Source organism: Microbacterium sp. 77mftsu3.1, assembly GCF_900100525.1.
Classification (GTDB): domain Bacteria; phylum Actinomycetota; class Actinomycetes; order Actinomycetales; family Microbacteriaceae; genus Microbacterium; species Microbacterium aquilitoris.
This window is the reverse complement of record NZ_FNCR01000001.1, coordinates 677,766-697,306: the sequence shown is the minus strand read 5'-3', so window position 1 is coordinate 697,306 and position 19,541 is coordinate 677,766. Positions and strand designations below refer to the sequence as shown.

Sequence of the window (19,541 nt, the reverse complement as noted above, 5' to 3'; positions counted from 1 at the left end):
CCTCCGCCGACACGGTGACGGGCGGTCTCACCGATCGCGTGGGTCGATGATCGGGATCGAGGCGAGGAGGCGCCGCGTGTAGGCGACCTGCGGCTCGAGGAGCACCTTCTCCGTCGGGCCCTCCTCGACGACGCGTCCCTCCGTCATGACGACCACGTCGTCGCACAGGTTCTGCACGACGCCGATGTCGTGCGAGACCATCACGAGGGTGAGGCCGTCACGCCGGCGGAGTTCGCGGATGAGGTCGAGGATCTGCGCCCGGACGGTCACGTCAAGGGCCGACAGAGGTTCGTCCCCGACGAGGACGTCGGGGCGATGGACGAGCGCCCGCGCCAGGGCGATCCGCTGCCGCTGTCCGCCGGAGAACTCGTGCGGGAACCGCTCGGCGGCGTCGGAGGGCAACCCGACGTCGTCCAGGACCTCGCGGACGCGGGCCCGGTGATCGCCCGGGATGTCGAGGGCCGAGAGCGGCTCGGCCACGATCCGCCCGACGCTCATCCGGGGATCGAGGGACCCGTAGGGGTCTTGGAAGACGATGCCGGTGCGCCGCCGCAACCAGTGGAGCGAGCGCGCCGACGCCGATCCGTCCACGGGGCGTCCATCGAACTCGACGGAGCCCGCGCTCGGTACGTCGAGACCGAGGAGCAGTCGCACGAGCGTCGACTTGCCCGAGCCCGACTCGCCGATGATCCCGAGGGCGCTTCCCGCCCGGACGTCGACGTCGACGTCGACGAGCGCAGTGGTCCACCGGGCCGGCTCGAACGGCCGGGACCGCGGCATCCGGTATCGGCGCGTCAGACCACGTGCCCGCATCAGGTCGCTCACGCGCGGCCTCCCGGTCGCCAGAGGGTGGCGGTCGCGTCGCGGAGCAGTGCCTGGGTGACGGGGGAGGCGGGGGAGCGCAGCAGCATCCGAAGCGGCCCCGACTCGGCGACGTGACCCGATTCGAGCACGACGGCGTCGGTCGCGATCTGCGACAGCACCGCGAGGTCGTGCGTGATGAACACGAGCGACATGCCGTCCTCGTCGACGAGGTGGTGGAGGAGCTCGAGGATCTCCGCCTGGATCGTGACATCGAGCGCGGTGGTCGGCTCGTCCGCGATCAGCAGCCGGGGACGGCACGCGAGGGCCATCGCGATCGCGACGCGCTGACGCTGCCCGCCCGAGAGCTGGTGCGGATAGCGACGGACGATGGCCTCGGGGTCGGGCAGCTTCACCCGACGCGCTTCCTCGACCGCCCGTGCCCACGCCTCGGCGCGGGAGACGCCGCGTTGGTGGATGCGGATGGACTCGGCGATCTGCCGCCCGACCGTGCGGATGGGGTTCAGCGCCGTCTGCGGCTCCTGGAAGACCATGCCGATCTCGTCACCGCGCAGGCGCGCGAGGTCGCGATCCGGCATCCCGATCAGTTCCCGGCCCTCCCAGCGGATGCTGCCGTCGACCCGCGCGCCGTCGGGCAGGAGTCCGAGGACGGCGAGGGCTGTCAGCGACTTGCCCGATCCGGACTCGCCGATCAGCCCGACGCGCGCGCCGTCGGCGACCTCGAGGTCGACTCCGTCGACGACGCGGCGGCTGGCGATGTCGATCGTCAGACCGGTGATCGAGAGCGTCATGCCGTCACCGCCGCGGGAGGCTCGGTGCCGCGCGGAGCGGATCCGCGGGACAGGGTCGGATCCGTGGCGTCGCGCAGGGCGTCGCCGAGGAGGTTGAAGCCGAGGACGGTGAGCGTGATCGCGAGCCCCGGCCACAGCACCGACAGCGGGTGGACGCTGATGAAGCGCTGCAGATCGGCGAGGAGCAGCCCCCACGACGGCTGGGTCACGGGGGCGCCGAAACCGAGGTACGACAGGCCCGCTTCGGCCAGCACGGCGACGGCCATGCCCCACGACAGTTGCACGATGAAGACGGGCGCGACGTTCGGGAGGAGGTGACGCCAGAGGTTCTGCGACGGCGACAGTCCCGCGGCGCGTCCCGCGAGGACGAAGTCGCTCCGGAGGATGCGGCGCAGCTCGGGGCGCGTGACGCGGGCGATGTTGACGCCGAACCCGATCCCGACCGACACGATGACGACCAGGAGCGAGCCGCCCCAGACGGCCGAGATCATCATCGCGATGAGGAGCACCGGGAAGGCGATGAGGATGTCGACGATGACCGTGACCCCCTCGCGGACCGGCCGCGGAGTGAGCGCACCGAGCGCGGCGAGCACGAGGCCGATGGCGGTCGCGATGACCCCGGCACCCACAGCGACGAGCACCGTCGTGCGCGAGCCTGCCATCAAGAGACTCAGGATGTCGCGTCCCGACCCGTCGGTCCCGAGCAGGTGCGCGGCCCCAGGTGCCGCCCAGCGGTTCGCGATGTCGACGCGTTGCGGGTCGAGCGGCGTCCAGAACAGCGAGACGAGCGCCGTCGCCGCGATGACGACGACCACGATCACCCCGAAGCGGCCGGTCCCCGACGCCCAGACGCGCCTCGCCCACTGCAGTCGCCGCATCACTCGGCCTCTCGCTGGCGCGGATCGAGGACGCGGTGCACGAGATCGACGACGAACCCGATGATCAGGACGAGACCCGTCAGGACGAGGAGTTCCCCCTGCACCTTGACGAGATCGCGGTTGCCGGTGTCCTCGACCAGCATGCGCCCGATCCCGGGCAGGCTGAACAGCTGTTCGATGACGACCGCCCCGACCATGATCCCGGCCACCTGGACGCCCAGCACCGTGATGACCGACAGGCCGACACTCGGGAGCCCGTGGCGCAGGAGCGCCTGCGTGCGCGTGAGCCCTTTCGCCGCGGCGGTCCGCACGAAGTCCTGTCCCATCGCCTGGAGGGTCGCCGACCGGACGAACCGCAGCAGCACGGCTCCCTCGACGACGCCGATCGTGACGGCGGGGAGAACGAGCGCCCGGAACGCCGCCGCCGGGTCGGACCAGCCGGCCCGGGGGAAACCCTGGGCGGGCAGCCATCCCAGGGTCACGGCGAAGACGACGACGAGCATCATGCCCGCCCAGACGACGGGTACGGCGGCGAGGGCCTGCGCGCCGACCGAGACGGCGACGCCGTCCGGCCGATGCCGGCGCACCGCCGCGAGCACGCCGAAGGGGAGCGCGACCAGCAGGGCGACGACGAACGCGAGGATGCCGAGGGGCACCGTCACCTCCGCTTTCTGCAGCAGCTCCGAGACGACGGGGGTGCCGGTGAGCTGCGAGGACCCGAGGTCGCCGCTGAGGATGCCGCCGATCCAGTCGCCGTACTGGACGGGGAGCGGCCGGTCGAGGCCCAGGCGCTCTCGGATGTCCGCGAGCTGCTCGGGGGTGGAGTTCACCCCGGCGATCAGCTGCGCGATGTCACCCGGCAGGATCCGGAGGGTGGTGAAGATGAGCGCGCTGGCGACGAACAGGCCCAGCACCAGCAGGGCCAGTCGCGTCAGCGCGTACCGGATCACCCCTTGCTCTTGGCCAGCTCGGCGACGTTGAGGCGTTCGTTCACGTTGACCGTCGGCATCCCGCTGACGTCCGACGCGACCGCGAGGACGGACTGACCGTTGTAGAGCCAGTCCGCCGCGTCATCCTCGGACACGATGCGTGCGGCCTGCTTCAGCAGGTCGGCGGCTGCGGCGTCGTCCGTCGCGGCGACGGCCTCGGCGTAGAGCTTCTGGACCTCGGGATCGTTGTACGTGAAGTAGTAGTCCGGGTTCGCCCAGTTCTCGAAGTCGCGCGCCTCGGTGTGGAGGACGAAGCTCAGCTCGTAGTCCTTGTTCCCGTAGACGTCGTTCAGCCACGTCGGGAACTCGACCGGGTTCACCTTCAGGGTGATGCCCACGTCGCGCAGGTTCGAGACGAGGATCTGCGGGATCGTCGTGCCGTACGCGGAGGGGATCGTCAGGGTCAGGGAGAGGTTCTCCGCGCCCGCTTCGGCGAGCAGCTTCCGTGCCGCCTCGGGGTCGAACGGAGCGACCTCGGACAGGTCCTCGAAGCCCGGGTCGAGCGAGGGGATCGGGCCGTACATCGTCTTGCCGGCGCCGAGCGCCTCGACGATCGATTTCTTGTCGATCGCCTGTCGGATGGCCTTGCGCACGCGTACGTCCGCCAGCGGACCCGAGGTCTGGTTGAACGCGAGCGTGCCCTTGTCGGTCGAGTCGCCGATCTCGAGGGTGAAGTCGCCGTTCGCCTCGACCTGGTCCTTCAGGTTCGCATCGAACCCGGTCAGCACGTCGAACTCACCCGCGAGGGCGCCGCTGAGCGCTGCCTGGTTGTCGCTGACGTACGAGAAGACGACTTCGGCGGCGGACGACGGCGTGCCCCAGTAGTCGGCGAACCGCTCGAAGACGATGCTGTCGCCCTCGCGCCAGTCGGCGAGGCGGAAGGGACCGGTGCCGTTGGCCGCGGTCTTGCGGTCGATGGTGTCGCCCTCTTTGAGGATCAGGCCGGCGCGGCCGGTCAGGCTCCACAGCAGCGTCGAGTCGGGCGCCTTCAGGGTCAGCGTGATCTTCTGGCCCTCGGCGGCGATGGTCGCGACATTGGCGAGGCGTGCCGAGTCACGGTAGGTCGGGGTGTCGCGCTCCTGCGTGAGCGACCAGACGACGTCCTGCGGCGTGAGGGGCTGCCCGTCGTGGAACGTGACGCCCTCGCGCAGGGTGAACGTGTAGGTGAGCTTGTCGCCGGAGACCTCGTAGTCGCTGGCGAGCGCCGGCACGATCTTCTGGTCGGGCGTGCGGGCGATGAGCCCCTGGTACACGTTGTCGATCAGGATCTGGTCGAGGGCCGATCCCCCCGTCTCGCGGATGTCGAGGTTGCCGGGCTCGAGCACGAGACGCACGTTGACGGTCGCGTCGGGGTCGGGGGTTCCCTCGGATCGGGACGGAGCGGGCTGCGAACCGGTGCAGCCCGAGAGGAGCAGGGCTCCGGCGGCGAGGAGCGCCGTGGCGGCCAAAGCGGTGCGGCGAAGCATGTGAGTGGGGGGTCCTTTCGGCGTCGATGGGCGTCGTCACTGACGCCGGCCCATCGCGGTGCTCGGTGCGCGTTACAGCCTAGAGTCCCGCGCGCGCAGTTCGGTCACCGGTCGTCATGCGCCGTGCGGATGCTCGCGGCGAGTTCGGCGGGCCGTTCCTCCTGGACGTTGTGGGCCGAATCGAGCTCGATGCGGCGGGTTCGCGGCATCCGTCGGAGGAACTCCTCGCGATCGGCTTCGGTGAGGAAGCCGCGTGTGCCGGTGACGAGGGTGACCGGTGCGGTGACGGCCGCGAGGTCGTCCCACCCTGCGGCGGAGAGGATGCCGGCGTTCGCCCGCTGCGCCTCGTCCACCGCGGCGGCCCCCGCAGGGTCGGCGGCGAGCCGGTTCGCGAGGTGGGCGAAGTGGTGCTTCCACTCGACGCGGCCGTCGGGGCGGACCCGCGAGTTCAGTGAGACGCCGCGTGCGGCGGCGTCGCGCGAACCGCCGAGTCCGAAGCTCAGCGCGCGTTCGACGAGTTCGTCCCGGCTCGCCCAATCGACGGGGCCGGCGAAGAACGCGCGGATGGATGACGCCGCGCCGTCCGGGTCGATCCCGGGGGAGATGTCGACGAGGACGAGGGAGCGGACGAGGTCCGGATGCCGCGCCGCGAGCGCCGCCGCCGTGAGGCCGCCGAGCGAGTGTCCGACGAGCACCTGCGGCACGCCACCGGTCCATTCGCGGATCGCGGGTTCGATGTCAGCGGCCAGGGTCCGGCCCGTGTAGCGGGCGTCATCGCGCCACGAGGAGTCGCCGTGGCCGGGAAGGTCGAGGACGAGCGCGTCCAGGCCCAGATGCAGGACGGTCGTGTCCCACGTGTGCGCGTTCAGCCCCGCACCGTGGAGGAACGTCACCGGGGGAGCGGAGCCCGAGTCGCCGAAGCGCAGAGCGCTGATCACGCGCCCGTCGCCGAGCCGATGCGTCAGCCGGCGCACCGGTGGCACCGGGATGCCGAGGGCATCGGCCTGCGCGGGGAGGTAGGAGAACTCGTCGAAGGCGGCGTCGCTCACGCAGACCATTCTCTCCGACGCCGACCACGACGGGCGCGGATAGGGTGACGGCATGAGCGATCAGCACCGCGTGCACCTGGCCCGTGCGGCCCGCCCGGCCTACGACGCCCTCGAGGCGTTCGCGACGACGGTGGGTGACCTCGCCGCCGAGGCGGGCATCGACGCCCGACTGCGCGAGATGGCCCTCATCCACGCCTCGCAGCTCAACGGCTGCGCGTACTGCGTCCGGGTCCACTCCGATCGGGCGGCGAAGGCCGGCGTGAGCTTCGACCACCTCGCTCAGATCCCGGTGTGGCGGGAATCGAGCGTGTTCACGGAGCGTGAGCGGGCGGCGCTCGAACTGACCGAGTCCTTCGTCTTCATCCACGAGGAGGGCGTCTCGGACGAGGTCTACGACCGTGTCGGCGGCATCCTGTCCGAAGAGGAGTACGTCGCGCTCAGCTGGCTCCTCGTGTCGATCAACGCGTTCAACCGCATCGCGATCGCCGGACGCTACCCCGTGCCCGAACGGCGCGGCGCGCCGCCGACGACGTGAACCTCCACGACGTCCCCGGCGCCTTCAACTTCCGGGACGTCGGCGGGCTCCCCGCCGGGGCGGGGCGGACCCGATCCGGAGTCCTGTTCCGCTCGGGGAATCTCGGTCACCTCACGGCGGCGGGGAGGGAGCGGGTCGCGGCCCTCGGCATCCGTCGCGTCGTCGACCTGCGGGACGACGACGAACGTCGCAGCGAACCGTCGCGCCTCGACGGTCTCGGCATCGACACCGTGCATCTGCCCATGTACGCCGGATCGGTCGCGTCGTTCTTCGACGACGACCTCTCGCTCGCCGATCTGTACCGAGCACTCATCGACGGCTCGGCGGCGCGCCTGGTCGAGGCGGCGCGCGCCGTGCTCGACGTGCAGCCCGTGCTCGTCCACTGCACGGTCGGCAAGGACCGCACCGGGCTGTCGGTCGCGCTCGTCCTCGCCGCCGCGGGCGTGGACGAGGACGCCGTGATCGCCGACTACGCGCGCACCGAACAGCTCCTGCCGCTCGGGAGGAACGAGAGCGTCCTGCGCTTCCTCCGCCACAGGTACCCGGACGCCCGGCACCTGGAGGACCTTGTCACCCGGTCGCCCGCGGCCGAGCTGCGCGCCGTGTTCGAGGACCTGCGACTGCGCTACGGCGGACCGGTCGACTACCTGCAGGCGCACGGGCTCACCGAGGCGGAGATCGGCGGACTGCGTCGTGCGCTGGTGGAGTGACGCTCCCGGTCAGCGCGGGATGTACCGGCCGTCGGCCAGCCCCGCGTCGATCTCGAACCTGTTCCGCAGTGGGTTGCGCCCCGCCAGCGCGTAGAGGAGCGGCATCAGCATGCCGTAGCGGCGCCACTGCTCGCGGTGGACGCCCTCATGCGCGAGCAGCCGATCGTCGATCGGGCCGTCGCCGGTGAGGAAGCACCCCCCGACGCAGACACCGCCGCGGCCGAACGTGACCCCCGGCATCCCCCGGAACACCCACAGTCCCGCGCGCCGCTCGACGCGGCCCGTCGACCAGAGCGTCCCCCACACGAACCCGAACGCCGTCCCGGCGAGGTAGCCGAGCCGGCTGATCGGGGAGTCGAGGAGGATGCCGGGGATCCACCGATCGAATCGGCGGCCGCGCTCGACGGCGCGCGCGGCGTGCGCCTCCCATCCCGCCGGGGGTACAGGGCTCACGCGACCGCTCCCACGAGACGGAGGATCGTGCCGAGGTCCTCGACTGCGGCGTCGCGGGTCGCCGGCGCGAAACCGGAGATCGATGCGCCGACCAGCGGCATCCGCTCGCGCAGCCGTGCGAGGGAGGCGGTCACGTGAGCCGGGTCGGCACCGAACGGGACGGGCTCGAGGAGGCCCACGATGGCGGCCGGGTCGAGGACGTCGAGGTCGATGTGCACGTACACGGCGTCCGCTCCGGTGGCCGCGACGGCGTCGGCGAGGGCCTCCGTGTCGGCGAGGGCGTCCGCGGTCATCCGCGTGATGGGCGAGTCGGCCAGGGCGTCCGCCTCGGCATCGTCGAAGGCGCGAGCACCCACGAGAACCGTGCGCGCGGGGGTGGCAGGCGGTGTCGGGGCGAAGGGACCCGCCTCGATCGCGGCGCGGAGGGCCATGCCCGCGAGGGCTCCCGAGGGCGACGAGTCGGGCGTGTGGAGGTCGCCGTGGGCATCGAACCAGACCACCGCGAGGGACGGATGCCGCGCGGCCGCCGCGGCGATCGCCGGAACAGCGACGGCGCAGTCGCCGCCGATGATCACGGCGGGCTCGTCCGTGCTCTGCAGGAGTTCGCCGATCGCGTCGCGGACGCGGCTGAGGGTGCTGAAGCGGCGGATGCCGGTTCCCACCGCCTCACCCGCTTCGGCGGGGACCTCGACGCGGGTCACGGCCGAGCGCGGCAGATCCTCGGCGATCGCCTCGGCCCCGTCGATCAAACGCATCGCGCGGGACGACGGCGAACCCTGCCACTGCGGGACGACGAGGAATCGGGTCATGCGTACCTCCGGGGGGAGCACGGCGGCGCCGGACCCGTGGGCCCGGCGCCGCGTCTCGCGTGCGGTGCTTACTGCTCGATCGCGCCGGCGTTGCCGCCGGTCTTCAGTGCGGCCAGGCGCGCCTCGACCTCGGTGAGCTCGCCGAGGTCCTCGAGCTGGTTGAACTGCGCGTCGATCGTCGAGGCGGCGATCTCGGCCTTGCCGGCGGCGAGGGCCTCCTGGCGGCGGACCTTGTCCTCGAAGCGGCCGAGCTCGCTGGTCGGGTCGAGCACGTCGATCGACTTGACGGCGTCGTGCACCTTGTTCTGGGCCTCGGCCGTCTTGGCGCGGGCGAGCAGCTCGGAGCGCTTCGAGCGAAGCTGGTCGAGCTTCTGCTTCATGCCGTTGAGGCCGTCCTTGAGCTTGTCGACGACCTCGGTCTGCGACGCGATGGACGGGGCGATCGCCCGGGCCTCGTTCTCCTCGCTGATCTGTCGCTGCAGGGCGATCTTGGCGAGGTTGTCGAACTTGTCGGCATCCGTCGTGTTCCCGGCGGAGCGCAGCTCGTCGGCCTTGCGGCTGGCGGCGATGGCCTTGTTGCCCCACTCGGCGGCGGCCTTCACGTCTTCGTCGTGGTCGCGCTCGAGCAGGCGCAGGTTGCCGATGGTCTCGGCGATGGCGGTCTCGGCGTCGGCGATGTTGTTCGTGTAGTCGCGCACGAGCTGGTCGAGCATCTTCTGCGGGTCCTCGGCGGAGTCGAGGAGGGCGTTGATGTTCGCCTTCATGAGGGTGGAGATGCGGCCGAAGATGGACTGCTTTGCCATCGGGTTTCCTTTCGATACGAGAGGTCGTGCTGTCGAGGTCTGTGAGGTGCGGCGCCGGAAGATCAGAATCGGCCTCCGCCTCGTCGCGAACGGGATCCGCCGCTGCTGCGTCCGATCGAGCCGCCGCCGAACCCGCCGCCGCCGAATCCGCCACTGCGCCGCGACGACGAACCGCCGAAGCCGCCGCCGAATCCACCGGAGGAGCGTCCCGATCCGCCGCCGCCCAGAAGGGAGCCGAGGATGATGCCGCCCAGCATGCCGCCGAAGTCGCCCCCGCCGCCAGTGTTTCCGCCGCCGGCGAACGATCCGACGTCGCCCTGTGCGCGCTGCATCGCCTCGCCGGCCAGCGCGGCGGCACGATGCGCGAGATCGAGGGCGCGCTCGGGATCGCTCTGCTGCAGCTGCGTCGCCTGGACGAGGGCCGCACCCGCCTCGGCGAGACGGGTCCGCGCGGTCGCGCCGACGGCGCCTCGGCGGGCGCTGATGAAGTCCTCGGCGGCGGAGACCTGGGCCTTCGCCTGCAGGAGGGTCTGCGACAGGACGCTGCGGGCACGGTCGGCGCGCTGCTGCGCGTCGCGCACCTCGCCGAGCGCGCCGTCGATCGCGGCGTTCGCGTGTTCGAGGAGGGCGACGGCGGACAGCGGGTCGCGCGCGCTGCCCGTCAGCCTCTCGCGGGCGGCGTCGAGGTTCTGGCGCGTCGACGCGATGACCGGTGCGAGGCGCGAGTCCGGGTCGGGGGTCGCGGCTGCCGCGGCGAGGTCGGCGTCGAGTTCGGTGACGAGGGCGGCCCCGCCCCGTTCGGCGTCGGCGAGGTCGGCGGCCAGCTTCTCGATCGCCTCCTGCAGGCGCGACGCCTGATCGACGGCCTGCTCCGCGGCACGGATGCCGACGGCCGCCGCCGCACCGTCGCCTGCCGCGACCTCGCTCTGGGCCTCCGTCAGACGGGCATCGGCGAAACTCAGTCGATCGCGGGCCTGCGCGGCGTTGTCCGCCACGGCGGCGAGGGCGTCCGCTCGGTAGTTCGCGCGCAGCTGCGCGAGACGGGCGTCGACACCCTCGAGTCGGGTGCCCGCATCGGCCCGCAGCTGCTGAACGCGCGCGAGGGCCTCAGGTGCGTTCTTCGCGAGATCGCGCAGCGCGTCGAACGCGTCGGACTTCTCGGCGAGGGTCGCCGAGGCGCTCCGGCAGAGGTCGAGGATCTCGCCGTACCAGGCGCGGCGCTGCTCGGGGGAGTCGGGGACGTCGTCGTCCATCTGCTGCTGCAGCGCGAAGGCGCGGTCCAGAGAGGTGCGCGCCGCCGCGATCGCCTGCTCGAACTCGGCGGTCGCGGCATCTCCGAACTCCGCTTTCGCGAAGCCGAGTTCCTGTGCACTCGTGGTCATTGCGTCGTCCGTCTGGACGAGGGCGGCACCGGCCTGCCGTTCGAGTTCCTCGAGCGGGACCGGTCGCGAGCCGGACGATCCACCCGCGGCGGCGCGGCGTCTGCGCACGAGCGCCCACACGAGAAGCGCACCGAGGATCGCGGCGACGATCACCACGACCCAGATGACGCCTCCGCCCCCGCCGGAGCGGGTATCGGCGAGTCCGTCCGCTGCGGCGATGCCCGCACCGGCCCAGTCCTCCTGCTGCAGAGCGGGGAGCACGCGGTCCTGCTCGATCGCCGTGATCCGGTCGTCGGAGACGGGGCCGGACGAATCTGAGGAGAGGTAGTAGGCGCGACCCTCGGTGGCGACCGCGAGGAGGTACTGGTCCGGACCGAGGTTGTTGAGCTCGGCGGTGTCGGAGGCCCATTTCTCGGCGCTGGTCGGGCTGGTGAACCTGTCGACATAGACGACCCAGAGGTCGAGGCCCGTGTCAGCCGTGAGTCGTTCCAGGTGAGCGTCGAGGTTCGCCTCCTGCGCGTCGGTCAGGACGTCGGCCTGATCCCACACGCGACCGTCGCCGAGGGTGACGGGCTCGGTCGCCGACACCGGCACCGCGAATCCCAGGGAGCCGACCAGGACCGCGAGCGAGACCGCGACGACGGACGTCAGTCGAGATCGCATCGGTGGGTCCTCCGGGAGTCGCTCGGTGAGTCACTCGGCGGTCGTAACCGCTTGTCGCGAGTCTATGCCGCGGCTCGTATGTCTCGATACCGGGTTGCCGTCGGAGCGCCTGTGCGTTCCCTTTGCGTTGCTCATCTAGGCTTCCCGAGGTTTCGGGAGGTATCCGGGCGTTTGGAGGAACCTGTGGACGATCGGTACGGCGGCGACGTGCTCGCTGCGGGATGGCGCGACAAGGGACGGCCGACGGTGACGACGGTGCCCGCCGAGAGGGGCCTCGTCGTCGAGGTCGCCCTCGACGACTTCGTCGGCGCGGTGACGGGCGTGACCGCGGGACACGTCGAGCTCGAGGACCGGCACGGCCGCGTGCGGCTGTTCCCGATCGGCGGCGGCTTCCTCGTCGACGGCAAGCCGGTCCAGCTCGTCCCCCCGCGCGCCGCCGCTCCCGCCGGCCGCACGCGCACAGCATCCGGCTCGTTCGCCGACCCGCAGGCCCGCGCCCGCGTCGCACGGGCGTCGCGGATCCTCGTCGAGGGGCGTCACGACGCGGAACTCGTCGAGAAGGTCTGGGGCGCCGACCTCCGCATCGAGGGCGTCGTCGTCGAGTACCTGCAGGGCGTCGACCTGCTCGAGGACCTGCTCCGCGCCGAGCCGCCGAGTGCCGAGCGTCGCTACGGGGTCCTCGTCGACCATCTCGTCCCCGGCTCGAAGGAGACGCGGATCGCCGAGCAGATCCTCCGTGGGCCGCACGGCCCGCACCTGAAGATCGTCGGCCATCCCTACATCGACGTGTGGCAGTGCGTCACGCCGCGCGCCCTCGGCATCGCCGCCTGGCCCGAGGTCCCGCGGGGGATCGAGTGGAAGAAGGGCGTCAGCCGCGCCCTCGGCTGGCCGGCCGAGGACCAGACCGACATCGCCGAGAACTGGCAGCGCATCCTCGCCTCGGTTACGACTTTCCGCGACCTCGACCCCGCCCTTCTCGGCCGCGTCGAGGAACTCATCGATTTCGTGACCTCATGAGCGGGCGACGTCGAGGCAGGCCCGCGGGGACCCCGGACACCGCGGGATACCCTGGTCGCATGCCCGATCCCGACGCGCCCGAGTCCGCGCCGCGCTTCCGCGACAAGCCGGTCTCGTTCGTGCGTCGGAGCGGCCGGATGAGCGATGCGCAGGAGCGTGCCTGGGACGACCTCTCGAGCACATATCTGCTCGAGGTGGAACGGGATGCCGCGGCCACCAGCATTCGTCCCGGTTCGACGATCGACCCGGTCGCCGAGTTCGGTCGGGACGCGCCGCTCGTCGTCGAGATCGGCTCGGGTCAGGGGCACGCGATCGTGCACGCCGCCGGGCAGTCGCCGGAGCGCGACTTCATCGCGGTCGAGGTGTTCCGGGCGGGACTGGCCCGCACGATGCTCGACGCGGATCGTGAGGGGGTCCGGAACCTCCGACTCGTCGAGGCGAACGCGCCCGAGGTCCTCGAGCACCTGCTGCCAGAGGCATCCGTCGACGAGGTCTGGATCTTCTTCCCCGACCCGTGGCACAAGAACAAGCACAACAAGCGCCGCCTCATCGCGGACGGCTTCCCCGCGCTCGCGGCCCGCGCCCTGCGCGACGGCGGGATCTTGCGGCTGGCGACCGACTGGGAGGACTACGCGCTGCAGATGCGCGACGTGCTCGCGGATGCCGCCGACTTCGAGGCGTCGTTCGAGGGGGAGTGGGCCGACCGTTTCGACGGCCGCATCATGACCGCGTTCGAGCGGAAGGGCATCGCGAAGGGCCGGGACATCCGCGACCTGACCTACCGCCGCCGCCCGCGGTCGGCGTGATGGTGCGCGCGGCGACGGGGGCGCGACCGCTCGTCGACGTGCGCGTCGTGCCGGCGCTCCTCGTGTGCCTCGCGGCGCCCGCCTTCTTCGTGCTGCTGACGCCCTGGCTCGGCTGGCTGCTCCTGGCCACGGGCCTCGCCGTCGCGGTGATCATCGAACGACGGGATGCCGCGGCATCCGGCCCGTCGATCACCCGCGACCTCTCGCTCATCGCCCTCGGCCTGCTGATCGTCAGCGTCATCCCACTGAAGGCGGAGCTCGACAACGCGGCCATGATCCGGTTCACGCTCGCCCTCGGCGGGGCGGTGCTGGTGCCGTATCTGGTGTCGCGATTCGTCTACCGCGACCACGCCATCCGGTTCCCGTGGCGGGGCGGCGGTCGCTGGACGGGGTGGCAGTGGGCGTGGCTCGTCGCCGTCCTCGTGCTCGGGTGGCTGCTGCTGCCGTTCTACTTCATCACCTCGGGCGTCTACGAGAACTGGCCCGTCGTCGACACCCCCGACCTCATCGCCCGCCTGTTCGTCGGCGTCGGGGCCGTCGGCATCTGGGACGAGCTGTTCTTCATCTGCACCTGCTTCGCACTGCTGCGGCGACACTTCGCGGATGCGACCGCGAACGTCTTCCAGGCGATCGTCTTCGTCTCGTTCCTGTGGGAGCTCGGCTACCGCGCGTGGGGGCCGGCGCTGACGATCCCGTTCGCCCTCCTGCAGGCGATCATCTTCCTACGGACGAAGTCCCTCGCGTACGTCGTGACGGTCCACCTGCTGTTCGACGCGGTCGTCTTCGCCGTCCTGGTCCACGCCCACAACCCGGGGCTGCTCGACGCGATCTTCCTGGTTCCCGCGCCCTGATCGCGTCGGCGCTCAGACCCTGATCGCGGGCGCGACGGTGCGCGACGAGGTCGCGAGCGCGACGCCCCACACGGCGAGTACGACCGCGGCGGTTCCACTCGCCACCATGAGCACGGAACCCCCGGGAGCGTGATCGCCACCGCTGATCCCGAACGCGTCGGCCAAGGCCATCCCCGGACCGAAGGACGCCACGAAGTATGCAGGCGCGCCGGCGGCGATGAGGGCGAGGTAGCCCGCGGCGACACCGGCGGTCGACGTGCGGCGCGCGACGACGGAGAGGACCAGGACGGCGACGGCGAGGGCCACCCCGATGGCGGCGAAGACCCAGGGTGCGGGCGTGAAGACCGACTCACCTCGCGTCGCGGCCTGCGAGCCGATTTCGGCGAGGGATGACCCGGGGACGGCGGCCAGCGGGTTCCAGACGCAGATCTGCAGCACGAGGACAACGGCGTACGCCGCGACGGCGGCCGTGCCGACGGCAGCGACGAGGGTACGGTGCGGTGACAGCGACATACGGCAAACCTGGCACATCCCCCGCGACGCCGCATCCGTCCTCCCAGACGACACGGCTGTCAAGCCCCGCGGGCGCGGCCCGCGCCGGTGCGAGCCTGACGCGGAGACGAAGGAGGGCCCCATGGCCACCGAGAAGGATCCGCACGCGACGCTCATCGACCTGCTGCCGAAGTTCCGCTTCGCGATGGTCACGACGATGAACGAGGAGGGGGCGCACGTCGCTCGCCCGTTGACGGTGCAGGACCGGGAGTTCGACGGAGACCTGTGGTTCATCGTCGGTCGCGACTCGTCGGTCGTGGCGCACGTCGCGGCGCGCCCCTCGGTCGGCGTCGCGCTGAGCACGAACGACGCCTGGGTGTCGCTCGCCGGCGACGCCGAGGTCGTGGACGACCTCGAGCGTCTGCGCGAGTACTGGTCGCCCGCCGTCGAGGCGTGGTTCCCCGACGGTCCGGAGGACCCGAACGTGACGCTCCTGAAGATCGACGCCGCGTCGGGGGAGTACTGGAGCAGCCCGGGCGGCGCGGTCGCCTCGATCATCAGCCTCGTCAAGTCGAAGGTGACGGGGGAGCCCTACGAGGGTCGCAACGACACCGTCGATCTCTGATCGGATGCGGCTGTCAAGGCCCTCTGCCCGCGGCGGCGGCCTGCGTACCGTCGTCCTCACGTGACCGACAGCGACCGGAAGGACCGCGATGAGCGACACGAACGGCTCGGACGAGCACAACACCCACGGTGTCCCCGACGACCAGTCCGAGGCGGACACCGCATCGGGCGGCTCGCCCGATGAGAACCCGCCGGTGACGACGGACGAGGACGGGACTCCCATCGAGAACCCCTCGGGCGGCTGAGCCTCCCGACGTCAGGACCGCCGTCGTGCGGGGACCTCGGTCCTCAGCGCGACGGCGGTTCCTCGTTCCGGCGGGCGCGGGTCGGTGGCCAACCGGGCGTGGGTTTCGACGTCGTATCGCTCATCGCCGTAGCGGAGCTTCTCGCGCTCGACACCCTCAGCGAGGTATCCCGCGGCATGCGCGACGCGGCAGGATGCCGGGTTGTTCACCCGGTGACCGAGTTCCAGCCGGTGGAGCCCGGCGTCGAACGCCCATTCGCTGACGCGGACGAGAGCGCGGGCCGCGACCCCCTGCCCGCGGGCGGCGGGGGCGAGCCAGTACGACATCCACGCCGTCTGGTGGCGGAACTCGATGCCGGTGGCCGCGACGTTCCCGACCGCATGGCCGTCGACCTCGATCGCCCAGTTCTTCGCGGCGTCATCGAAGCGCAGGATGCGCTCGATGAAGCTCCGCGCCGCAGAGGCATCGGTCAGGTCGGTGCCGCCGAACTGCGACGCGAGATCGTGGCCGGCGCGAGCGGCGCGGCTGAGGTCGTCGGCATCGTCGGGGGTCCAGGGGCGCAGGAGGATGGGCATCTCCGGCATCCTGCCAGCTGATCAGAAGTGCGAGAGCAGTGACGGGCCGAAGGCGACCGCGAGGGCGACGGGAACGATGAGCAGGCTCGTCGCCGCGATCCCGATCGCGAGGATGGTGCCGAGCACTGACAGCACGGCGGCGCGGGTCGTGGTTGCTCCGTGCGAGCGGGAGTGCGGGGTGGTCGAGAGTGTCGCGGTAGCCATGTCTCGACGCTACGAACCGGCGCGTTCGTCGGCATCAGCCCTGGGGTTCGAGGGCGTCATCCTTCGGGATGATGTTGCGTCATCATGGCAGGATCGGGCCATGCCGACACGACTCGACATCGATGGGCTCGCCAACGCGAGGGAGCTGGGCGGCCTCGAACGCCGAGACGGCTCGCGCACCCCGACGGGGGTCTTCATCCGGGCGGAGACGCTCGACCGCGTGAGCAACGCGGGGTGGGATCGCCTGCGCGCTCACGGGGTGCGGACGGTCATCGACCTGCGCCGGCCCGAAGAGACGAGCGGCGAGGTTCCCGCCGACATCGTCCGTCACCAGGTCGATCTCGACGGTGACGAGCGCGACTTCTGGGCGTCCCGCGAGAGCGACGGTCAGTGGGGGACCCCGCTCTACTACGCGGACCACCTCGCCGAGCTGCCGCATCGGCTCGCCGGTGTCCTCGACGCGATCGCGCAGGCGCCTGACGGAGCGGTGCTGTTCCACTGCGGCGCCGGGTGGGATCGCACCGGCCTGGTCGCGGCGGTCCTCCTCAAGGCTGTCGGTGCGACGGAGGATGCCGCGGCAGGCGACTACCTCGCGTCGTTCGCCAACGCCCCGACGATGGCCGACCTCCACGCCCGCTCGTTCGAGGTCGACGAGCGCCGCGCCGTGCTGGCCCGCTTCGGTCACACCCCGGAATCGGCGTTCCGCGCCATGTGGCGTGGACTCGACCTCGACCCCTGGCTGCGCACTCACCTCGACGCTCGCGCCGTCGAGGTGGTGACGACCTGGCGCGGCACCGTCGCACCGGCACCGGACCTGTCCAGCGTCGATCGGTAGACTCGCAGCGGGCCACGACATGGCCCCCGGACGAGGGTTCAGTACCCGGTGAGCGACAAGACTGGCCAGGGGGTCAGTGATCGTGTCATGGATCGTTCTCATCATCGCCGGGGTCCTCGAAGCCGTGTGGGCGACGGCACTCGGCCGTTCCGAAGGCTTCACCAAGCTGTGGCCCACCGTCGTCTTCGCCGTGGCTCTCGTCGCCAGCATGGGCGGCCTCGCCTTCGCGCTTCGCGACATCCCGACCGGCACCGGCTATGCCGTCTGGGTCGGCATCGGCGCGACCCTCACCGTGGTCTGGGCGATGGTGACCGGGGCGGAATCGGTCTCCCTCGTGAAGGTATTGCTGGTCCTCGGCCTCGTCGCCTGCATCGTCGGACTGAAGCTCGTCTCGGACTGAAGCCCCGAGCTGTCAACCCCGAGCGATCGCGCGGCGCGGGACGTTAGCGTCGGCTCCACGCAGACGACACCGACCACGGAGGACGACATGTCAGGCGACGAGCGCAGCACCGACGACAACGCCTACGAGGGGCCCGATGTGGAGCTCCCCACCCACGACGGCGCGGTGCCCGGCGGCATCCCGCCGTTCGGTCATCCTGTCGATCCCGACGCCGACGAGACCGACTGATCCGTACGCGGGAACGTCGAAGGGGACCCGGCTGATGCCGAGTCCCCTTCGATTCACTGTGCCCCCGGAGGGATTCGAACCCCCGACTTCTGGTACCGGAAACCAACGCTCTATCCCCTGAGCTACGGAGGCGTACCGATCGAGACTATCACCGGTGCGGCGGCCCTCGCGCCCACCGTCGACCCGTCGCATAGCCTGGCTGCATGACGTCTTCCGCGCCCGTCCCCGCCGCGCGGGCGCAGCTGATCGACCTGGTCGCATCGGTCGCGAGCGGCGCCCCGCAGCCCGGGTTCGAGGTCCTCCGCGGGATGCCGGCGGTGCCGGGAGCGCGGCCCGCCGCCGTCCTGATCCTCTTCGGCGTCCTCGACGACGTCCCCGCCGATCGGGAACATCCCGTCGGTGCGATCTCCCGCGACCTGGACGTCCTGCTCCTCTCCCGCGCCGAGACCCTGCGCGCGCATCCCGGTCAGGTCGCGTTCCCGGGCGGACGCGTCGATCCCGGCGACGCCGACGTCATCGCGGCATCCCTCCGCGAAGCGCGGGAGGAGACCGGCCTGGACGTCGACGGCGTGGAGATCCTCGGCGCGCTCGACCCGATCCCGCTCGAGTTCTCCCGGCACCTCGTCACTCCGGTGCTCGCCTGGTGGCGTCGCCCGTCCGCCGTCGGCGTCGTCGACGAAGCCGAGTCGGCGGACGTGTTCCGCGCACCCGTCGCCGACCTGCTCGACCCCGCGCACCGCGGCGTGACCGTCATCAGGACCGATCGCGGCGAGTTCCGAGGCCCCGCCTTCCTCATCCCCACGGCGCGCGGCGAGAGGCTCGTGTGGGGGTTCACCGCGATGATCCTCGACGGCCTGTTCTCGCGCCTCGGGTGGACGGAGCCCTGGGACCGCGACCGGGTGATCCTCCTGCCGGATCAGAACGCGTAGTAGTTCGCGTAGTCCGTCAGCAGCAGATCGGTCGCGTCCTCGGGGACGAGGTAGGCGACCAGGCCGGTCACCTTCTCGCCTTCGTCGATCATCCCGGAATCCCGGAGGAGCGTCGTGTCGTCGTCACCCACCACGAAGGCGTTCGGGTACACCGCCCCGTCGGGTGTGGCCAGGGCCAGGTCATAGGTCGGGAAGGTGGCGGAGACACCGTACGGGTCGAGTCCGGTCACCGTCATCTCGACGAGGACGTACCGCTGCCCGTCGATCGCGGCGCCGTTGTACGAGTTCCACGACAGGACCTCGTTCGTCGCGTCGTCGTTGACGATCCGGATGTCGGCCGAGTACTCCTCGCCGATCGAGGACTCCGACACGTAGGGGAGCGGGAGGGGATCGTCTATCGAACCGGGACCGCTCTCGGGCGCGTAGGGCTGGATGCCGGGGGCCGAGGGAGACGCTTCGGGGAGGGGGTCCGCGGTGCCGTAGTCGTCCTCGGAGGAGGAGGTCGCCGGGAACCAGATGAGCGCCGCGATCGAGAAGGTCACGAGCGCCGACCAGACGAGGGCGAGCCCCGACAGGACGGTCCCCGTCACCGACAGCCCCTTCGGCTGACGCCGCACGAGGGCCATGATCCCGAAGACCGATCCCGTGATCGCGACCAGGAGCCCGAAGAAGGGGATCCAGGCGAAGATCATCGCCGCGATGCCGATCGAGAGCGCGGCGATGGCCAGCCCCTGCTGCTTCGGCGGCGCATACGGCGCCGTCGAGTAGCCCGGATACCCCGAATACACCGGAGGCGTGCCGGGCGCCGAGTTCGCATACGGCGGGACCGCGGGCGGAGGCACAGGCGCGCCGGGAGCGGGGGAGGCGGGCAGGTAGGCGGGCGCCGCGTGCCAGGCCGATCCATCCCAATAGCGCAGTTCGTTGCCGGCATGCGGTGCCGGGTACCAGCCGGCTGGCGTCGTCTCGCTCACGTCTGGATCCCCCT

At 71.3% G+C, this 19,541-nt stretch carries 25 protein-coding genes, 1 tRNA gene and 1 riboswitch; of the genes, 11 read left to right on the top strand and 15 right to left on the bottom strand.

Going from position 1 to position 19,541, the window contains the following annotated elements; all coding sequences use genetic code 11:
• Nucleotides 1–27: 27 nt before the first annotated feature.
• From BLR68_RS03600 to BLR68_RS03575, 6 genes are all read right to left on the bottom strand, one after another.
• Nucleotides 28–780, bottom strand: a complete 753-nt coding sequence (locus tag BLR68_RS03600) for an ABC transporter ATP-binding protein (RefSeq protein WP_018188673.1) — start codon at nucleotides 778–780, stop codon at nucleotides 28–30.
• 41 nt (nucleotides 781–821) lie between these two features.
• Entirely contained in the window at nucleotides 822–1,613 is a 792-nt protein-coding gene (locus BLR68_RS03595; RefSeq protein WP_018188672.1) for an ABC transporter ATP-binding protein, read from the bottom strand.
• Nucleotides 1,610–2,491: an ABC transporter permease gene (locus BLR68_RS03590; protein ID WP_018188671.1), complete on the bottom strand. Its 882-nt coding sequence runs from the start codon at nucleotides 2,489–2,491 to the stop codon at nucleotides 1,610–1,612. Before BLR68_RS03590 ends, BLR68_RS03595 begins: the two co-directional genes overlap by 4 nt.
• Nucleotides 2,491–3,441 (bottom strand): ABC transporter permease, encoded by a 951-nt coding sequence (locus BLR68_RS03585; RefSeq protein WP_018188670.1) that lies wholly within the window; start codon nucleotides 3,439–3,441, stop codon nucleotides 2,491–2,493. The genes BLR68_RS03590 and BLR68_RS03585 overlap by 1 nt, the downstream gene beginning before the upstream one ends.
• Entirely contained in the window at nucleotides 3,438–4,946 is a 1,509-nt protein-coding gene (locus BLR68_RS03580; RefSeq protein WP_018188669.1) for an ABC transporter substrate-binding protein, read from the bottom strand. Before BLR68_RS03580 ends, BLR68_RS03585 begins: the two co-directional genes overlap by 4 nt.
• 104 nt (nucleotides 4,947–5,050) lie before the next feature.
• Nucleotides 5,051–6,004 (bottom strand): alpha/beta fold hydrolase, encoded by a 954-nt coding sequence (locus BLR68_RS03575; RefSeq protein ID WP_018188668.1) that lies wholly within the window; start codon nucleotides 6,002–6,004, stop codon nucleotides 5,051–5,053.
• A 43-nt stretch (nucleotides 6,005–6,047) separates the two neighbouring features.
• On the opposite strand from BLR68_RS03575, the gene BLR68_RS03570 reads away from it, so the two are divergent.
• Together BLR68_RS03570 and BLR68_RS03565 are read left to right on the top strand one after the other, a co-directional pair.
• Nucleotides 6,048–6,530, top strand: a complete 483-nt coding sequence (locus BLR68_RS03570) for a carboxymuconolactone decarboxylase family protein (protein ID WP_018188667.1) — start codon at nucleotides 6,048–6,050, stop codon at nucleotides 6,528–6,530.
• Entirely contained in the window at nucleotides 6,527–7,240 is a 714-nt protein-coding gene (locus tag BLR68_RS03565) for a tyrosine-protein phosphatase (RefSeq protein ID WP_018188666.1), read from the top strand. The genes BLR68_RS03570 and BLR68_RS03565 overlap by 4 nt, the downstream gene beginning before the upstream one ends.
• A 9-nt stretch (nucleotides 7,241–7,249) precedes the next feature.
• On the opposite strand, the gene BLR68_RS03560 is transcribed toward BLR68_RS03565, so the two are convergent.
• The 4 genes from BLR68_RS03560 to BLR68_RS03545 all read right to left on the bottom strand — a co-directional run bounded on the left by BLR68_RS03560 (nucleotide 7,250) and on the right by BLR68_RS03545 (nucleotide 11,350).
• Nucleotides 7,250–7,693 carry a hypothetical protein gene (locus BLR68_RS03560; RefSeq protein WP_018188665.1) on the bottom strand — a complete coding sequence of 148 codons (444 nt, stop codon included), beginning with the start codon at nucleotides 7,691–7,693 and terminating at the stop codon, nucleotides 7,250–7,252.
• Entirely contained in the window at nucleotides 7,690–8,502 is an 813-nt protein-coding gene (locus BLR68_RS03555; RefSeq protein ID WP_018188664.1) for an arginase family protein, read from the bottom strand. The genes BLR68_RS03560 and BLR68_RS03555 overlap by 4 nt, the downstream gene beginning before the upstream one ends.
• A 68-nt stretch (nucleotides 8,503–8,570) precedes the next feature.
• Nucleotides 8,571–9,305 (bottom strand): PspA/IM30 family protein, encoded by a 735-nt coding sequence (locus tag BLR68_RS03550; protein WP_018188663.1) that lies wholly within the window; start codon nucleotides 9,303–9,305, stop codon nucleotides 8,571–8,573.
• A 62-nt stretch (nucleotides 9,306–9,367) separates the two neighbouring features.
• Entirely contained in the window at nucleotides 9,368–11,350 is a 1,983-nt protein-coding gene (locus BLR68_RS03545; RefSeq protein ID WP_018188662.1) for a TPM domain-containing protein, read from the bottom strand.
• 183 nt (nucleotides 11,351–11,533) lie between these two features.
• Here BLR68_RS03545 and BLR68_RS03540 point away from each other — a divergent pair, with 183 nt between their 5' ends.
• Genes BLR68_RS03540 through BLR68_RS03530 form a run of 3 tightly spaced genes read left to right on the top strand, consistent with a single transcriptional unit; the run spans nucleotide 11,534 to nucleotide 14,024 of the window.
• A complete protein-coding gene (locus BLR68_RS03540; protein WP_018188661.1) occupies nucleotides 11,534–12,367 on the top strand; it encodes a DUF3097 family protein in 834 nt (277 codons plus the stop codon).
• A 59-nt stretch (nucleotides 12,368–12,426) separates the two neighbouring features.
• Nucleotides 12,427–13,173, top strand: a complete 747-nt coding sequence (gene trmB / locus BLR68_RS03535) for a tRNA (guanosine(46)-N7)-methyltransferase TrmB (RefSeq protein ID WP_018188660.1) — start codon at nucleotides 12,427–12,429, stop codon at nucleotides 13,171–13,173.
• A complete protein-coding gene (locus BLR68_RS03530; protein WP_018188659.1) occupies nucleotides 13,173–14,024 on the top strand; it encodes a CPBP family glutamic-type intramembrane protease in 852 nt (283 codons plus the stop codon). The genes trmB and BLR68_RS03530 overlap by 1 nt, the downstream gene beginning before the upstream one ends.
• 12 nt (nucleotides 14,025–14,036) lie before the next feature.
• Here the strand turns inward: BLR68_RS03530 and BLR68_RS03525 are convergent, their stop codons facing one another.
• Nucleotides 14,037–14,537 carry a hypothetical protein gene (locus BLR68_RS03525; RefSeq protein ID WP_018188658.1) on the bottom strand — a complete coding sequence of 167 codons (501 nt, stop codon included), beginning with the start codon at nucleotides 14,535–14,537 and terminating at the stop codon, nucleotides 14,037–14,039.
• A gap of 121 nt (nucleotides 14,538–14,658) precedes the next feature.
• Between BLR68_RS03525 and BLR68_RS03520 the strand changes: the two genes are divergently transcribed.
• Together BLR68_RS03520 and BLR68_RS17945 are read left to right on the top strand one after the other, a co-directional pair.
• Nucleotides 14,659–15,141, top strand: coding sequence for a pyridoxamine 5'-phosphate oxidase family protein (locus BLR68_RS03520; protein ID WP_018188657.1), 483 nt, complete (start codon nucleotides 14,659–14,661; stop codon nucleotides 15,139–15,141).
• An 88-nt stretch (nucleotides 15,142–15,229) separates the two neighbouring features.
• Nucleotides 15,230–15,385, top strand: coding sequence for a hypothetical protein (locus BLR68_RS17945; RefSeq protein ID WP_018188656.1), 156 nt, complete (start codon nucleotides 15,230–15,232; stop codon nucleotides 15,383–15,385).
• An 11-nt stretch (nucleotides 15,386–15,396) separates the two neighbouring features.
• On the opposite strand, the gene BLR68_RS03515 is transcribed toward BLR68_RS17945, so the two are convergent.
• Together BLR68_RS03515 and BLR68_RS03510 are read right to left on the bottom strand one after the other, a co-directional pair.
• Complete coding sequence (locus BLR68_RS03515) at nucleotides 15,397–15,960, bottom strand: GNAT family N-acetyltransferase (RefSeq protein ID WP_018188655.1); 564 nt, start codon at nucleotides 15,958–15,960, stop codon at nucleotides 15,397–15,399.
• Nucleotides 15,961–15,981: 21 nt separating this feature from the next.
• A complete protein-coding gene (locus tag BLR68_RS03510) occupies nucleotides 15,982–16,164 on the bottom strand; it encodes a hypothetical protein (protein WP_018188654.1) in 183 nt (60 codons plus the stop codon).
• Nucleotides 16,165–16,264: 100 nt separating this feature from the next.
• On the opposite strand from BLR68_RS03510, the gene BLR68_RS03505 reads away from it, so the two are divergent.
• From BLR68_RS03505 to BLR68_RS17940, 3 genes are all read left to right on the top strand, one after another.
• The gene (locus BLR68_RS03505; protein ID WP_018188653.1) at nucleotides 16,265–16,999 is read left to right on the top strand and encodes a tyrosine-protein phosphatase; all 735 of its coding nucleotides are present in this window, start codon (nucleotides 16,265–16,267) and stop codon (nucleotides 16,997–16,999) included.
• Between the two features lie 6 nt (nucleotides 17,000–17,005).
• Nucleotides 17,006–17,069, top strand: a riboswitch (guanidine-III (ykkC-III) riboswitch).
• A 12-nt stretch (nucleotides 17,070–17,081) separates the two neighbouring features.
• Nucleotides 17,082–17,399, top strand: coding sequence for a DMT family transporter (locus tag BLR68_RS03500; protein WP_026303029.1), 318 nt, complete (start codon nucleotides 17,082–17,084; stop codon nucleotides 17,397–17,399).
• A gap of 87 nt (nucleotides 17,400–17,486) precedes the next feature.
• On the top strand, nucleotides 17,487–17,627 hold the full coding sequence (locus BLR68_RS17940; protein WP_018188651.1) for a hypothetical protein: 141 nt from the start codon (nucleotides 17,487–17,489) through the stop codon (nucleotides 17,625–17,627).
• 59 nt (nucleotides 17,628–17,686) lie between these two features.
• Here BLR68_RS17940 and BLR68_RS03495 read toward each other — a convergent pair.
• Nucleotides 17,687–17,759 (bottom strand) — tRNA-Arg (locus tag BLR68_RS03495).
• A 71-nt stretch (nucleotides 17,760–17,830) separates the two neighbouring features.
• On the opposite strand from BLR68_RS03495, the gene BLR68_RS03490 reads away from it, so the two are divergent.
• Complete coding sequence (locus tag BLR68_RS03490; RefSeq protein ID WP_018188650.1) at nucleotides 17,831–18,556, top strand: NUDIX hydrolase; 726 nt, start codon at nucleotides 17,831–17,833, stop codon at nucleotides 18,554–18,556.
• Here BLR68_RS03490 and BLR68_RS03485 read toward each other — a convergent pair.
• Nucleotides 18,544–19,527, bottom strand: coding sequence for a DUF2510 domain-containing protein (locus tag BLR68_RS03485; RefSeq protein WP_018188649.1), 984 nt, complete (start codon nucleotides 19,525–19,527; stop codon nucleotides 18,544–18,546). The genes BLR68_RS03490 and BLR68_RS03485 overlap by 13 nt on opposite strands.
• Nucleotides 19,528–19,541: the final 14 nt, after the last annotated feature.

Coding starts and splice junctions, on each gene's coding strand:
- BLR68_RS03600 (WP_018188673.1), bottom strand. CDS start 780: ATGCCGCGGTCCCGGCCGTTCGAGCCGGCCCGGTGGACCACTGCGCTC.
- BLR68_RS03595 (WP_018188672.1), bottom strand. CDS start 1,613: ATGACGCTCTCGATCACCGGTCTGACGATCGACATCGCCAGCCGCCGC.
- BLR68_RS03590 (WP_018188671.1), bottom strand. CDS start 2,491: ATGCGGCGACTGCAGTGGGCGAGGCGCGTCTGGGCGTCGGGGACCGGC.
- BLR68_RS03580 (WP_018188669.1), bottom strand. CDS start 4,946: ATGCTTCGCCGCACCGCTTTGGCCGCCACGGCGCTCCTCGCCGCCGGA.
- BLR68_RS03575 (WP_018188668.1), bottom strand. CDS start 6,004: ATGGTCTGCGTGAGCGACGCCGCCTTCGACGAGTTCTCCTACCTCCCC.
- BLR68_RS03570 (WP_018188667.1), top strand. CDS start 6,048: ATGAGCGATCAGCACCGCGTGCACCTGGCCCGTGCGGCCCGCCCGGCC.
- BLR68_RS03555 (WP_018188664.1), bottom strand. CDS start 8,502: ATGACCCGATTCCTCGTCGTCCCGCAGTGGCAGGGTTCGCCGTCGTCC.
- BLR68_RS03550 (WP_018188663.1), bottom strand. CDS start 9,305: ATGGCAAAGCAGTCCATCTTCGGCCGCATCTCCACCCTCATGAAGGCG.
- BLR68_RS03545 (WP_018188662.1), bottom strand. CDS start 11,350: ATGCGATCTCGACTGACGTCCGTCGTCGCGGTCTCGCTCGCGGTCCTG.
- trmB (WP_018188660.1), top strand. CDS start 12,427: ATGCCCGATCCCGACGCGCCCGAGTCCGCGCCGCGCTTCCGCGACAAG.
- BLR68_RS03530 (WP_018188659.1), top strand. CDS start 13,173: ATGGTGCGCGCGGCGACGGGGGCGCGACCGCTCGTCGACGTGCGCGTC.
- BLR68_RS03525 (WP_018188658.1), bottom strand. CDS start 14,537: ATGTCGCTGTCACCGCACCGTACCCTCGTCGCTGCCGTCGGCACGGCC.
- BLR68_RS03520 (WP_018188657.1), top strand. CDS start 14,659: ATGGCCACCGAGAAGGATCCGCACGCGACGCTCATCGACCTGCTGCCG.
- BLR68_RS17945 (WP_018188656.1), top strand. CDS start 15,230: ATGAGCGACACGAACGGCTCGGACGAGCACAACACCCACGGTGTCCCC.
- BLR68_RS03515 (WP_018188655.1), bottom strand. CDS start 15,960: ATGCCCATCCTCCTGCGCCCCTGGACCCCCGACGATGCCGACGACCTC.
- BLR68_RS03510 (WP_018188654.1), bottom strand. CDS start 16,164: ATGGCTACCGCGACACTCTCGACCACCCCGCACTCCCGCTCGCACGGA.
- BLR68_RS03505 (WP_018188653.1), top strand. CDS start 16,265: ATGCCGACACGACTCGACATCGATGGGCTCGCCAACGCGAGGGAGCTG.
- BLR68_RS17940 (WP_018188651.1), top strand. CDS start 17,487: ATGTCAGGCGACGAGCGCAGCACCGACGACAACGCCTACGAGGGGCCC.
- BLR68_RS03490 (WP_018188650.1), top strand. CDS start 17,831: ATGACGTCTTCCGCGCCCGTCCCCGCCGCGCGGGCGCAGCTGATCGAC.